Raw genomic sequence first — 13,748 nt, forward strand, 5'->3', positions numbered from 1 at the left:
TTAAGGAAGCTAAGTTGCTGCAGGAAGTTAATGAAATTAATATGGCACAGGTAAACATTATTACACTAACTACCGACTGGGGCCCGAGGGACCACTATGCCGGTGTGGTGAAAGGCGCCATACTCAGCAAGCTTCCGGAGGCCCGGATTGTGGATATAACGCACCAGATTCCGCCGTTCAATGTGAAACAGGCTTCTTTTATCCTGCGGAACTCATTTCCGCATTTTCCGGACGGTACTGTGCATATTGTGGGCGTTAATACTGAAGAGTCGGAACTTACACCGCACATTGCACTGCTATACCGCAATCATTATTTTATCGGCGCCGACAACGGCATCTTCACCCTGATGTTTGACGGGCTGCCTGATAAGATCGTTGAACTGACCATTCCCCAGGATTCCGGTCATTTTATCTTTTCAACCCGCGACAGATTTGTAAAAGCTGCGGTTCATCTGGCTACCGGTAAACCGGTTGAAGAATTGGGAGATGTCAGGAATGAATTAAAGGCACTGATTTCCATGCAACCTCAGATCAACGGAAATATCATCAGCGGCCGGGTTATCTATATTGACAACTACGAGAACGTATTCCTGAATATTACAGAAAAGGAATTTCTTGAAACAGGAATGAGACGTAGATTTTCTCTCAACATCAAGGGCAAAACCCATCCGGTGAATGTCGTGAGAAATGCTTACAGCGATGTTCCGGAAGGAGAGATTGCCGTGCTGTTCAGTACCACCGGATACCTGGAAATAGCGATCAATAAAGGGAATGCATCCAGTCTGCTCGGATTAAGGAATGACGATGTCGTATTGATCGAATTTGCCCGCTGACCATAAAACCACCTTTCAGGTACTCATTCTTCTTATATCGGAATCATTTGTATAAACAGAGTTTCCATTCTGACTATCCTGTGTAAGAAGCATAATGAGACAACCGGGAGGCTGAAGATTTGCCAAAAAATCCAAAAACAAGTCCCAAAACGGCAATTTTGAGTAATTTAGCCCCCTCTTAACGGGAACCCTCAGACACGATATGTATACACTTTACAAGAAAGAGATATTTGCTTTTCTCAATTCACTGATCGGTTATATTGCCATTGTGGTATTTCTGCTGATTAACGGGTTGTTTCTATGGATTTTCCCGATGGGTTTCAACATCATCGATTACGGTTATGCCAGCCTGGATAATCTCTTCATGATTTCCCCGTTTGTATTCCTTTTCCTGATACCTGCCATCACCATGCGGTCGTTCGCCGATGAAAAGAGAGGGGGCACCATTGAGATGCTGCTTACCAAACCGCTGACGGATATGCAGATAATTATGTCGAAGTACCTGGCAGGTGTTTCGCTGGTGATTTTCTCCCTGTTGCCTACGTTTATCTATGCCGTTTCAGTTTACCTGCTTGGCCTGCCCAAAGGAAATATGGATATGGGCGGGATGTGGGGCTCATATATCGGCCTGTTGTTTCTGGCTTCAGCATTTGTTGCCATCGGCATTTTCGTCTCTTCCATCACCGACAACCAGATTGTTGCATTTATGCTTGCCCTGATTATCAGTGGCTTTGCCTACATTGGATTCGGGTTTGTCGCTTCTCTCTCCCTTTTCGGAAAAGCCGACCTGCTCATAATGTCGCTGGGAATTGAAGCGCACTATGCTTCCATGAGCCGTGGCGTTGTCGATACCCGCGATGTAATCTATTTTCTGAGTGTCATCGGCATATTTCTACTGCTGACAAAAACATCTCTCGAAAGCAGAAAATGGGAGAAGCAGGAAAAATCAATGACCGAAGCCGAATAACCGGAGCCAGTTCAATTCTAATACCGGAGTTAAGAAAATGAGTTCAGCCAGACAAACAAACAAAGATATCCGCCGAAACAACATTCTTCAGCTTGTGCTGGGGCTTGTGATTATTTTGTTGCTTAACATCATCGGTTCTTACATTTTTACCCGCTTCGACCTGACTACCGAAAAGAGATATTCCCTCTCCCCTTCCACCAAAAAGTTGCTTAGGGAAACGGATGATATTTTCTATTTCAAAGTATTTCTGGAAGGTGAATTCCCGGCCGGCTTCAAAATGCTCAGCCGTTCCACCCGGGAAATGCTGGATGAGTTCAGGGCTTTCAATGATAATATTCAGTATGAATTCATCAATCCTTCCGAAGCGCCGGATGCCAAAACCAGGAATGAAGTTTTTGAAAGGCTGATACAACAGGGCCTTCAGCCAACCGACATCAATGTCAGGAAAAAAGAGGGCATGCAGCAGCAACGGATATTTCCTGGAGCCATTGTTTCGCATAAAGGCCGCGAAATTCCCCTGAGCCTGATATCAGAGCAAATTGGCGCCCCTCCTGATGTAATCATAAACAATTCAATACAGGCGCTGGAATACAATATTTCGAACGCCATCAGGAAGCTCAGCAATACGGGGAAACCAAAAATCGCCTTTACGCAGGGTCATGGCGAACTCAAAGGTGCCGAAATCGCTGATATCTCCCGGGCACTTTCCGATTACTATATCGTTGAAAGTGTAAACATCAACGGCAGGGTGAATGCACTTACTGAAAGAAAGGAAAATGAAGACGGAACTTACACCGTATTGAACAAATACAAGGCAATTATCATCGCCAAACCCGATTCAGTTTTCAGCGAGAAGGACAAATTTATCATCGACCAGTACATTATGAAAGGCGGTAAAGTGCTTTGGCTGATCGATCCGGTTTTTGCCAGTATGGACAGCATTCAATCGGCTGACCGTACTATGGGCATCACCCGGGATATTAACCTGAACGATATGCTTTTCCGCTATGGAGTCAGGCTTAACAGCAACCTGCTGATGGACCTGAATGCACTGCCGATTCCTCTTTATACCGGTCAGATCGGGAATCAGCCGCAATTCAGCTTCTTCCCATGGTACTACTTCCCGGTGCTCACCTCTGCCTCCTCACACCCGGTTGTCAACAACCTGAATGCGGTACGGACCGAGTTTATCAGCAGTATCGATACCGTAGGTAATCCGGCGATCAGCAAAACAGTGCTTTTACAAACATCAAAGTATACGCGTGTGGCAAATACGCCCGTCATGATCAGCCTTGACATCCTTCGAAGGGAGCCCGATCCGGCAGACTACAACCAACCGCCTCAGGCTGTAGCGGTGCTGCTCGAAGGAGAATTTGAATCACTTTACAACAACCGGATTCCTGCTGAAATTGCACAGGCTCCGGAAATCGGTTTTACCGGCAGGAGCCCTGAGAACAGGATGATTGTGATGGCCGACGGAGACCTGATTAAAAACCAGGTTCAGTTCAGCGCAGGCACCTTCAACCCTTACCCACTGGGCTACGACCGTTTTACAGGTCAGACCTTCGGGAACAGGGAGCTGATGCTCAATGCAGTGAATTACCTTTGCGACGATACCGGACTGATGGCGGTACGCTCCCGCGAACTCAGGCTAAGATCGCTCGATGTAACCCGTGCAAGAAAAGACCTGCTGATGTGGCAGCTGATCAACACTGCCGGTCCGGTACTGCTGGTTATCCTCTTCGGATTCATACAGTCCATGATCAGGAAATACCGCTACGCAAGATAATACCGGCACAGAATAATGACCCGTTTCCGGATAGCCGGGAACTGAAACACGAAAAATAAAAACTTATTTACAGACTCCGAAATGCGAAAAAACAGGCTCACACTGATCATCACGCTGCTGCTTGCCATCCTGGCAGGCTACCTTATCATGAACCGGTCCAGCACAACCCTGCACTCCGGGATCAGCGATTTTGCCATTGCCGATACGGCTGCAATAACCAAGGTTTTTATGTCCGACAAATCAGACCGTTCCATCCTGCTCACCCGGCAAGCCGACGGTACCTGGCAGCTGAATGAAAAATATGCCGCTCATCCCGAGAATATCAACACTTTCCTGCTTACCCTTTCGAACATCACCGTAAGGGAACCTGTAGCCCGTGCAGCCCATAACAACATCCTGACCCTTCTTTCAGCCAAATCGGTAAAAGTTGAAATTTACCAGAATACCCACCGTATTAAACTCGGGAAATACAGGTGGTTTCCCGTTGAAAAACTTACAAAAACTTACTATGTCGGGGATGCAACCATGGACAACAACGGCACATACGCCCTGCTCGAAGGCGCCGATGCACCAGTGGTAATTTACATGCCCGGCCTGCGCGGGTATGTCGCCACCCGATACTCCACGCTTGAAAACGACTGGAGGGAACATACCGTATTTAATAAAAAGCTCCCTGAGATAGACCATATTCTCGTTGAATTCCCCAGTCATCCTGAAGAATCATATAAAGTCGTAAACCGCGAAAATACCAGACTGGAACTGGTCCGTTTAACTGACAACAAAACGCTGGCTGCCTACGATAGCCTTCAGCTGATGGCCTTTGTAAACGCCTTCCGGAATATCCGGTACGAGGCTTTGTTCAATGATATGGAACCGGAACGCAGGGATTCCATCACCAGCCCGGTTCCCATGCACGTGATCACACTGTTTGCGAAGGACGGATCCAGACAGAATGTCAAAACATACCCGAGGATGCTCCCCGAGCCTGAAATTGATGTATTTGACGGATCAACGGTCACCTTCGACCGCGACCGCATGTATGCCCTGATCAATGATGATGAAGACTTTGTGCTGATACAATACTTTGTTTTTGACAAAATTCTCCGACCTTTGTCATTCTTCACCCGTGGACGAAATGAATAGATTTCAGGCCGACTGATTAAACAGGATGCAGGCTATGCAACAATTGGGATCATCAAAAATACTGGTAACCGGCGGGGCCGGCTTTATTGGCTCCAACCTGGTTGAGGCATTGCTCGGAAAGGGAAGCCGGGTTGTTTGCCTTGATAATTTCAGTACCGGGAAGCAGGAGAATATCAAAGACTTTCTCACCCACCCGGATTTTTCGATGATTACCGGGGATATCCGCAATGCGGATGATTGCCGGAATGCCTGTGAAGGGACAGACTATGTGCTTCACCAGGCTGCCCTGGGATCCGTCCCGAGGTCCATCAAGGATCCTGCAACTTCAAATGATGTAAATATCGGTGGTTTCGTGAATATGCTGGTCGCTGCGCGCGATGCAGGCGTCAAACGATTCGTTTACGCGGCAAGCTCCTCCACTTACGGCGACCACCCTGCCCTTCCCAAAAAGGAAGATGTAATCGGCAAACCGCTCTCCCCTTATGCGATTACCAAGTATGTGAATGAACTCTATGCCGGGGTTTTTGCTGATCTTTACGGTATGCAGACCATCGGGCTGAGGTATTTCAACGTGTTCGGCAAACGCCAGGACCCTGACGGGGCCTATGCTGCGGTGATACCGAAGTTCATCAAACAACTGGTACGGGGCGAATCCCCGGTAATCAACGGAGACGGAAGTCAGTCACGCGATTTTACCTATATCGACAATGTAGTGCAGATCAATCTGCTGGCGCTCCTCACCGACAATCCCGCCGCCCTCAATACAGTATATAACGTAGCCTACGGCGAAAGCACCACGCTGAACGAATTGTTTGTCCTGTTAACCATGTTGTTGCAGGGATTGGGGCTTCCTGCCGGAGAGATCAGACCGGTGTACGGACCACCAAGGGCCGGGGATGTGCAGCACTCTCTTGCTTCCATCGAAAAGGCAAGGAAGTTGCTCGGGTATAACCCGAAGTACAGCCTCCCGGAAGGTCTGAAGCAGGCAATAAACTGGTATTACGAAAATCTTAAATAATTTGCTGATCAGCTGATCAGCGTAGCCATCAGTCTGCGCTGCCCGCCACGGTTGCGGAATTCGCACAGATAAATTCCCTGCCAGGTTCCAAGATTCAGTTTTCCGTTGGTTACAGGAATATTCACTTCTGCGCCGGCCAGCACCGATTTGATGTGTGCGGGCATATCGTCATTCCCCTCAATAGTATGGCGGTAAAAAGGCTGCCCCTCGGGAACCATTCTGTTAAAAACGGTTTCGAAATCAATCAATACGGTGGGATCTGCATTTTCGTTGATGCAGATTCCTGCCGATGTATGCCTGATAAAGAGATGCAGCAATCCGGTCTCCGGCAAAGGAGGCAGCTGGGACAATACCAGCTCTGTGATAAGGTGAAATCCGCGGGGGAAGGCCGGAAGCACAATTTCCTTCTGATTTACCATATTCAATATAAAAGGGTATCGGATAAGATAACCTGCAAAAGTCCACCGGATGAATTATCACACCTGATATACAGGTTTCACAGGTAAAGTTCGTTTTAACGGGCTGGCTGAACTGAACTAATCTTCGATCACCACATCCTTGCCGGCTGCAAAGTCTTCAAGGATGGCTGTAGTCAGCGACTTGGGCCTTTCGAGCGGATACCCCAGGGCTCGGTCCCAGATGATATTCGCACAGATTCCGATCGACCTGCCTATCCCGAACAGTACGGTATAAAAGTCGTACTCCTTGATGCCATAGTGCCATTGGATAACTCCGGACTGTGCATCCACATTGGGCCATGGGTTTTTAGCCTTGCCCTGTTCGAGAAGAATGGGCGGCACCACATTGTATAACATATCCACAACTTTGAAAAGCGGATCTTCAGGCATATTTTTCAGGCTGAACTCCCGCTGAAGCATATAGCGCGGATCGGTTTTACGCAGCACGGCATGACCGAAGCCCGGTATAACCTGCCCTGAATTCAGGGTATTCCAGACAAATTGTTTGAGTTCATCTTCGGTGGGAACTTCCCCGTTCATTTTATCCATCAGATCCTGCAGCCAGCGCAGCACTTCCTGGTTGGCAAGACCATGCAGCGGACCTGCCAGTCCGTTTACCATTGCAGAAATCGAAAGGTAAACATCCGAAAGCGAACTGGCAACCAGATGACCGGTATGTGCACTTACGTTACCGGCTTCATGATCGGCATGCACGATAAAGTGCATCCTGGAAACATCATCATAAGGCTTTCCTATACCCATCATGTGGGCAAAATTCCCTCCGAAGTCAAGATTGGGATTCGATTGAATTCTTTTACCGTCACGATAGAGTTTCGCATATGTATAAGTGGCAATCTCCGGCAGCTTGGCAAGCAGGTTAAGCGAATCCTCATAGGTAGGATCCCAGTAATCAAGTTTACTGATCCCGGCATGGTATTTCTTGGTAAAAAACGACTCACGATGCAGGGTAAGGATAGCAGTGGAGAAAATAGTCATTGGATGGCTGCAGCATGGCATGGCATCGATCAGCTCATAGATGAACCGGGGAAGTATCCTGCGTTTGTTAAACTCGTCCGCCACCTCAGCAGCCTGTTCTTCTGTGGGCATATCGCCGGTAAGCAGCAGATAAAAAAGGCCCTCCACCAGGGGCATATTTCCTCCTTTTGCTTTCGGAAGTTTTTCAAAAACCTCAGGAAGTGTATATCCTCTGTAACGGATACCTTCCTGCGGGTCGAGGTAAGAAATATCTGAGACCAGGGATTTAATTCCCCTCATCCCGCCAAGGATCTGACCAATGGTAACCTGATCGACCACCACATTGCCGTATTCTTTCATCAGTCGCTCAGTACGGGGACGCCAGTCCATGATCTTTTCGTACAGTGTATCTTTCAGTCTCTTTGCCATAATGATTTGGATATTGTGTTAATTGGTTCTTCCTGCTTATGAATTGTGGATTGCCTCTGTTATGGCCGTACCGAATTCAGAAGTCTTTAATTTGGTGGCATGCTGCATCAGGCGGTGAAAATCATAAGTCACCCTGCCCTGAAGAATTGTTTTTTCAATGCCATCATAGATCAGTCTGGCTGCTTCAATCCAGCCCATGTATTCCAGCATCATGGCGCCCGAAAGAATCACGGATCCGGGATTCACCATATCCAGCCCGGCATATTTGGGGGCGGTGCCATGGGTGGCCTCGAAAATAGCATGTCCGGTTACATAATTGATATTTGCTCCGGGGGCAATGCCGATTCCTCCGACAATGGCAGCCAGGGCGTCGGAAATGTAATCACCGTTCAGGTTCAGGGTGGCAATAACTGAATATTCGGCCGGACGCAGAAGTATCTGCTGCAGAAAAGCATCCGCGATCACATCCTTAACAATGATTTTACCTGCCGATACTGCATCCTGCTGCGCCTTGTCTGCGGCTTCCTTGCCGGATGCTTCAACAATTTCATCATACTCCGCCCAGGTAAAGGTATACTTTCCGAATTCCCGGCGTGCAAGATCATATCCCCATAACTTGAAGGCGCCTTCGGTAAACTTCATGATGTTCCCTTTGTGCACCAGGGTTAATGAGGGCAATCCCCGGCTGATGGTATATTCAAGGGCTGCCCTGACCAGGCGCTCTGTCCCTTCCTTCGATACCGGCTTAATCCCGAAGGAGCTGGTTTCAGGAAACCGGATTTTTTTCACCCCCATTTCCTGCTGGAGAAAATCACGCATCTTCCGGGCCTCCGGCGTACCGCTCATAAATTCAATCCCGGCATAAATATCTTCGGTGTTTTCCCTGAAAATATGCATATCAACTTTTGAGGGATCCTTTACCGGACTGGGAACCCCGGAAAACCATCTGACCGGTCTCAGACAAACATACAGATCGAGCTGCTGACGCAATGCCACATTCAGGGAGCGGATTCCGCCCCCTACCGGGGTGGTGAGCGGCCCTTTTATCCCAACTTTATAATCCCTGAAAGCTTCAAGTGTTTCTTCGGGCAACCAGTTACCCGTAAGATTGAACGCCTTTTCACCCGCCAGTACTTCAAGCCATTCAATCTTTCTTTTTCCGCCGTATGCTTTCGCAACCGCTGCATCCATAACCCTTACCGCTGCAGACCAGATATCCGGGCCGGTGCCATCGCCTTCAATAAAAGGGATAACCGGCCTGTCAGGCACCATCAGCTTGCCGCCGGCAATGGTGATCCTATTTTCGTCCATTATTCGTATTTAATTAGGTATTTATGTTTATTGATGAAATGTTTTCAATGATGGCAAAGATAATAAAGTAGTGAAAACTTTCAAAATCCCGCTGAATCTAACAAACCGCCCCCTGATTTGTTTGAAAATACAGGTTAAAAAACGTTTCCCGGCAACAATAAATGAACATACGTTCGTAAATAATATACACTTTCATAGGTTTTCGAATGAACAAAAGCATTTCTGATAAAGTCATTCCTTCTGAAAAGAGCCTGGTCATTTTCGATGGATTTTGCATTCTTTGCAGCAGAGCAACTAACTTTTTACTCCGGGCAGACAGAAAGCGGAAATTATTTTTCATCGCTGATCCGGGCCGGCCGGCCGTTTTGCCATCAGCGGCATCGCAGGCGGAAACCCTGAGAGGAGAAAGTATTATTTTTATCAGGGATGGTAATGTGTTTTCAGCTTCACGGGCAGTTATTGAAATCCTCATCACGCTCGGAGGAGGCTGGAAGGTTTTCGCACTTTTCAGGATAGTTCCCCGGCAATGGAGCGATTTCATATACCGCTATATTGCCCGTTACCGGTATCAGTGGTTCGGGAAACGAAGCGTTTGTTATATGCCCGGTACCCTTCAGACGGACAGGGTACTTATCTTAAATGAGATTGAAAAAGAAAATAAAATTTAATTAATTTTGTCCGGTTTCTCCAAAACGGGGGCCATTACCCGGCACAATCAATAATAACAAACAGCAGGCTTCCTGCAAGATATGACTCACCCAGCTCACTGACTCCAATATGCAAAACTTTTCCAGAATTACGATTATTACTGCCATCCTACTGGCAATCAGCACATCAGGGGTTTTCGCCCAGAACGGAACCGTTCGCGGATTTGTATATGAGCAGGAGACCGGGGAACCGGTTATTTTCACGAATGTCTATTTTTACAAAACCACTTACGGTTCATCCACCGATGTGAACGGATACTTCACCATTTCTAAAATTCCCGACGGGCAGTACACGCTGATGGTAACTTATCTTGGTTATGACACCCTGCGTGAACAGGTGACGATAAAAGGCAATACGGTACTGACGAAGAAACTGTATCTGACCAAATCGGCCTTTAACCTGGATGCGGTGCAGATAACCGCAGACAGGGAAGAAGCCAGGAGTGACACCCGTACCTCGGTGATCAAACTGACGCCCAAACAAATCAGCCGTATCCCGACCATTGGCGGTCAACCTGACCTGGCACAGTACCTTCAGGTGCTCCCCGGTGTTATTTTTACCGGCGACCAGGGCGGTCAGTTATATATCCGCGGAGGCTCACCGATTCAGAACAAAGTGCTGCTCGACGGAATGATTATCTACAATCCTTTCCATTCCATAGGACTTTTTTCGGTTTTTGACACCGATATTCTCCGTAATGCTGACATTTATACTGGTGGGTTCAACGCCCAGCATGGCGGCCGGATTTCATCGGTGATGGACCTTACCACCCGCGACGGAAACAAAAAACACCTGGCAGGAAAAGCCGGCGCCAGCACTTTCGGCGCAAAGCTTATGCTCGAAGGGCCATTGAAAAAACAGACCGACGATAGCCCCAGCAGCATCTCCTTCCTGCTCTCGGCAAAAAACTCATATCTGAAACAAACCTCTGAACTGATCTATAACTATATTGACTCTGCCGGACTTCCTTTCAACTACACCGATGTTTACGGAAAGGTATCGGTAAATGCTGCAAACGGATCCAAAGTAAATTTCTACGGCTTTAACTTCAACGATAAGGTTGACTACACTGACCTGGCCACTTATAAATGGAATTCAACCGGCGGGGGGACCAACTGGGTGGTGATACCCGGAAACAACCCGGTACTGATGGAAGGTAACTTTGCTTATTCATCCTATAACATTACCATGGAGGAAGGATCGCTTCCGGCGCGATCAAGCGAAATCAACGGTTTTAACCTGGGGCTCGGATTTACTTATTTCCTTGGTAAAGATGAAATCAAATACGGATTGGAAATGCTCGGATTCAAGACCGAATTCGATTTTTACAATACCGTTGGCCGGCAGATTTCACAAACAGAGAACACCACTGAAATTGCCGGTTTTGTCAAATACAAGATGACCCGCGGAAAACTGCTTTTCGAACCGGGCTTCCGGCTTCAGTATTATGCATCCCTCGGGAATTTTTCGCCTGAGCCCAGGCTGGCCATGAAATATAACTTTTCAGATAATTTCAGGATGAAAATGGCCGCCGGCCTATACTCACAAAACCTGATCAGTGCCAACTCCGACAGGGACGTGGTTAACCTGTTCTATGGTTTCCTCTCCGGACCTGACAACCTGCAGGAGACCTTCGATGGGAAACAGGTAAAGCATAAGTTGCAGAAAGCAGGGCATATTATCCTTGGTGCTGAAATAGATCCCCTGCCGAATGTCAGTGTAAATTTAGAGGTCTACTACAAGGATTTCTCGCAACTTACCAATATCAACCGTAACAAGGTATTTGAAGACAACGGGGATTACAATGATCCCACCAGTAATAGTTTTAAACCGGAATACCTGCGCAAGGATTTTATCATTGAAAACGGCGATGCCAATGGTTTTGATGTATCTGTCAAATATGATTCACGCAAAATCTACTTCTGGGCCGTGTATTCGCTGGCTTACGTCAACCGTTTCGACGGGTTGATTAACTATGTTCCCCATTACGACAGAAGGCACAATGTGAATCTTGTAAGTTCATACCGCTTCGGAAAGGAACTTAACTGGGAATTCAACGCCCGCTGGAACCTGGGTTCAGGCTTCCCCTTTACACAGACTCAGGGATTCTATGAAAAGCTCACTTTCCAGCAGGGAGCCGGAACCGATTACCTGACCTCAAACGGTCAGCTTGGCATTATTTACGCCGAATATAACAAAGCCCGCCTGCCCTACTACCACAGGCTCGACTTCAGCCTTATGCGCAGGTTCAGAATCGGAGAAAAAGGGATGCTGGAATTTAACCTGAGTGTTACCAACATATACAACCGCGACAATATCTTCTACGTAAACCGGATTACAGGAGATAAGGTTTACCAGTTACCTGTTATGCCAAGTTTCGGCATGACCATGAGCTTCTGACCCGAAGTATAGCAGCTCTGCATCTGGAGTGTTAGGTGGTTATTCTTTGTCTTTTGAATCAATGATAATGGTAACCGGGCCATCATTGATCAGTTCTATCTGCATCATGGCGCCAAACCAGCCTGTCTGAACTTCAAGCCCCGTGGATTGCTTCAGTTGCTCCACAAACATCTCATACATCGGAATGGCCGTTTCGGGCCGGGCCGCACGTATGTAGGAAGGGCGGTTCCCTTTCCTGGTGCTTGCATGCAGTGTAAACTGGCTGACAACCATAATACTGCCATTGACATCCATGACTGAAAGATTCATCACGCCATCAGCATCGGAGAAAATCCTTAATCTTGAAATTTTCCCGACCAGCCATGCTACATCAGACTCACTATCAGTCTCCTCAATACCCAGCAAAACAAGCAACCCCTCACCTATCCGGCTGGTTCCATATTGGTTGCTGCTTACTACTACCCTGCTGACACGTTGAATAACTACTCTCATAAATCAGAATGCATTTTTTTCTGTAACCAGGAACTAATCCCACTCACTCTCTTCAAAATATTCATCATTGACGATACTGATATAATTGTTGTACCGGTCCGGATGAATACGTCCTTCAGCAAGTGCTTTCTTTACGGCACAGCCCGGTTCATGAAGATGTGTACAATCGTTGAACTGACATTGGTGCATCAGATTACGCATTTCAGGGAAACGTTCTGCAACTTCCTGCCTGTCGAAATGTACAAGGCCAAATTCCTTGATTCCGGGCGTATCAATAACAAAGCCGCCAAAACTCAGGGGCAGCATTTCGGCAAAAGTGGTGGTATGCTTTCCTTTATTATGATAGTCGGAGATTTCACCTACCTTACGCATCAGACCGGGTTCAATCGAATTGATCAGCGCTGTTTTACCCACTCCGGAATGGCCGCTGATCAGGCTGATTTTATCTTTGAGGAGGGCAATTGTTTCTGCTTTCCCGGCTCCGGTCAGGGCTGATGTTCGGATACAACTGTATCCCAAAGATGAATAGAGGCTAAACAGTTCATCAAGGCGGTCCAGTTCATGGCCGGTTATCAGATCACATTTATTGAAAAGGATTGCGGCCGGGATGTGATACGCTTCGGCAGTAACCAGAAAGCGGTCGATAAAACCGGTAGATGTTCTTGGCTTTGATAAGGTTACCATCACCACCGCCTGATCAACATTGGCTGCAATGATGTGCGACTGCTTCGACAAGCGGGTGGCTTTCCGGATTATAAAGTTCTGTCGGTCGCTGATGCTTTGTATCAGCCCAACCTCCTGATCCGGCTGCAGAATAAACTTCACTTTATCCCCAACTGCCAGAGGATTGGTTGAACGAATTCCCCTGATCCTGAAATTTCCCTTCAGCTTGCATTCTGTTACAATGCCACCGGGCGACATAACGGTGCACCAGCTCCCGGTTGAACGAACCACAACGCCTTCATGCAGATCCATAGCAACAGATATTATTATACCTTGAAACTTGCGCCCTGAAATCACTTTGGCAGAACTACATTTCGCCCGGGAAAAAAAGCCACCTGACAGGCGCTCAAATCAGCCTCTCCTGCAAATGAAGTCAGTACACATTCTTTAAAAAACAGTAATTCCTTGTATCAAAAACCCTCGGAAACCCCGGCCTTTCTCTTTTCAACTCCGGCCTGCCCATAATTCCGCGTTTCATTGATCGCCTGCGGTAAGCCTTTAA

12 protein-coding genes are annotated in these 13,748 nt (G+C 47.4%); 7 read left to right on the forward strand and 5 right to left on the reverse strand.

Going from position 1 to position 13,748, the window contains the following annotated elements:
* Positions 1–41: 41 nt before the first annotated feature.
* From TBC1_RS16675 to TBC1_RS16695, 5 genes are all read left to right on the forward strand, one after another.
* Entirely contained in the window at positions 42–833 is a 792-nt protein-coding gene (locus TBC1_RS16675; RefSeq protein ID WP_137305834.1) for an SAM hydrolase/SAM-dependent halogenase family protein, read from the forward strand.
* A 202-nt stretch (positions 834–1,035) separates the two neighbouring features.
* On the forward strand, positions 1,036–1,800 hold the full coding sequence (gene gldF / locus TBC1_RS16680; RefSeq protein WP_062045279.1) for a gliding motility-associated ABC transporter permease subunit GldF: 765 nt from the start codon (positions 1,036–1,038) through the stop codon (positions 1,798–1,800).
* 37 nt (positions 1,801–1,837) lie between these two features.
* Entirely contained in the window at positions 1,838–3,589 is a 1,752-nt protein-coding gene (gene gldG / locus TBC1_RS16685) for a gliding motility-associated ABC transporter substrate-binding protein GldG (protein ID WP_062045280.1), read from the forward strand.
* A gap of 81 nt (positions 3,590–3,670) precedes the next feature.
* Positions 3,671–4,732, forward strand: a complete 1,062-nt coding sequence (locus TBC1_RS16690; RefSeq protein WP_062045282.1) for a DUF4340 domain-containing protein — start codon at positions 3,671–3,673, stop codon at positions 4,730–4,732.
* A 25-nt stretch (positions 4,733–4,757) separates the two neighbouring features.
* Entirely contained in the window at positions 4,758–5,750 is a 993-nt protein-coding gene (locus TBC1_RS16695; protein ID WP_137305836.1) for an SDR family oxidoreductase, read from the forward strand.
* 8 nt (positions 5,751–5,758) lie between these two features.
* Here the strand turns inward: TBC1_RS16695 and TBC1_RS16700 are convergent, their stop codons facing one another.
* From TBC1_RS16700 to icd, 3 genes are all read right to left on the reverse strand, one after another.
* A complete protein-coding gene (locus TBC1_RS16700; RefSeq protein ID WP_062045286.1) occupies positions 5,759–6,169 on the reverse strand; it encodes a secondary thiamine-phosphate synthase enzyme YjbQ in 411 nt (136 codons plus the stop codon).
* A 117-nt stretch (positions 6,170–6,286) separates the two neighbouring features.
* Positions 6,287–7,612: a citrate (Si)-synthase gene (locus tag TBC1_RS16705; RefSeq protein WP_062045288.1), complete on the reverse strand. Its 1,326-nt coding sequence runs from the start codon at positions 7,610–7,612 to the stop codon at positions 6,287–6,289.
* A 36-nt stretch (positions 7,613–7,648) separates the two neighbouring features.
* The gene (icd, locus tag TBC1_RS16710; RefSeq protein ID WP_062045289.1) at positions 7,649–8,923 is read right to left on the reverse strand and encodes an NADP-dependent isocitrate dehydrogenase; all 1,275 of its coding nucleotides are present in this window, start codon (positions 8,921–8,923) and stop codon (positions 7,649–7,651) included.
* Positions 8,924–9,129: 206 nt separating this feature from the next.
* On the opposite strand from icd, the gene TBC1_RS16715 reads away from it, so the two are divergent.
* A complete protein-coding gene (locus TBC1_RS16715) occupies positions 9,130–9,591 on the forward strand; it encodes a thiol-disulfide oxidoreductase DCC family protein (protein ID WP_062045291.1) in 462 nt (153 codons plus the stop codon).
* A gap of 109 nt (positions 9,592–9,700) precedes the next feature.
* A complete protein-coding gene (locus TBC1_RS16720) occupies positions 9,701–12,031 on the forward strand; it encodes a TonB-dependent receptor (protein WP_062045293.1) in 2,331 nt (776 codons plus the stop codon).
* Positions 12,032–12,070: 39 nt separating this feature from the next.
* Here the strand turns inward: TBC1_RS16720 and dtd are convergent, their stop codons facing one another.
* Positions 12,071–12,523 carry a D-aminoacyl-tRNA deacylase gene (dtd, locus tag TBC1_RS16725; RefSeq protein WP_062045295.1) on the reverse strand — a complete coding sequence of 151 codons (453 nt, stop codon included), beginning with the start codon at positions 12,521–12,523 and terminating at the stop codon, positions 12,071–12,073.
* A gap of 33 nt (positions 12,524–12,556) precedes the next feature.
* On the reverse strand, positions 12,557–13,498 hold the full coding sequence (gene rsgA, locus TBC1_RS16730) for a ribosome small subunit-dependent GTPase A (protein WP_062045297.1): 942 nt from the start codon (positions 13,496–13,498) through the stop codon (positions 12,557–12,559).
* Positions 13,499–13,748: the final 250 nt, after the last annotated feature.

The sequence above is a fragment of the Lentimicrobium saccharophilum genome, assembly GCF_001192835.1.
Classification (GTDB): Bacteria; Bacteroidota; Bacteroidia; order Bacteroidales; family Lentimicrobiaceae; genus Lentimicrobium; species Lentimicrobium saccharophilum.

What these genes read in the sequence shown, in the direction of transcription:
- icd (WP_062045289.1), bottom strand. Translation starts at nt 8,923, where the DNA reads ATGGACGAAAATAGGATCACCATTGCCGGCGGCAAGCTGATGGTGCCT.
- TBC1_RS16695 (WP_137305836.1), top strand. Translation starts at nt 4,758, where the DNA reads ATGCAGGCTATGCAACAATTGGGATCATCAAAAATACTGGTAACCGGC.
- dtd (WP_062045295.1), bottom strand. Translation starts at nt 12,523, where the DNA reads ATGAGAGTAGTTATTCAACGTGTCAGCAGGGTAGTAGTAAGCAGCAAC.
- TBC1_RS16705 (WP_062045288.1), bottom strand. Translation starts at nt 7,612, where the DNA reads ATGGCAAAGAGACTGAAAGATACACTGTACGAAAAGATCATGGACTGG.
- TBC1_RS16690 (WP_062045282.1), top strand. Translation starts at nt 3,671, where the DNA reads ATGCGAAAAAACAGGCTCACACTGATCATCACGCTGCTGCTTGCCATC.
- gldF (WP_062045279.1), top strand. Translation starts at nt 1,036, where the DNA reads ATGTATACACTTTACAAGAAAGAGATATTTGCTTTTCTCAATTCACTG.
- rsgA (WP_062045297.1), bottom strand. Translation starts at nt 13,498, where the DNA reads ATGGATCTGCATGAAGGCGTTGTGGTTCGTTCAACCGGGAGCTGGTGC.
- TBC1_RS16700 (WP_062045286.1), bottom strand. Translation starts at nt 6,169, where the DNA reads ATGGTAAATCAGAAGGAAATTGTGCTTCCGGCCTTCCCCCGCGGATTT.
- TBC1_RS16675 (WP_137305834.1), top strand. Translation starts at nt 42, where the DNA reads ATGGCACAGGTAAACATTATTACACTAACTACCGACTGGGGCCCGAGG.
- TBC1_RS16715 (WP_062045291.1), top strand. Translation starts at nt 9,130, where the DNA reads ATGAACAAAAGCATTTCTGATAAAGTCATTCCTTCTGAAAAGAGCCTG.
- gldG (WP_062045280.1), top strand. Translation starts at nt 1,838, where the DNA reads ATGAGTTCAGCCAGACAAACAAACAAAGATATCCGCCGAAACAACATT.
- TBC1_RS16720 (WP_062045293.1), top strand. Translation starts at nt 9,701, where the DNA reads ATGCAAAACTTTTCCAGAATTACGATTATTACTGCCATCCTACTGGCA.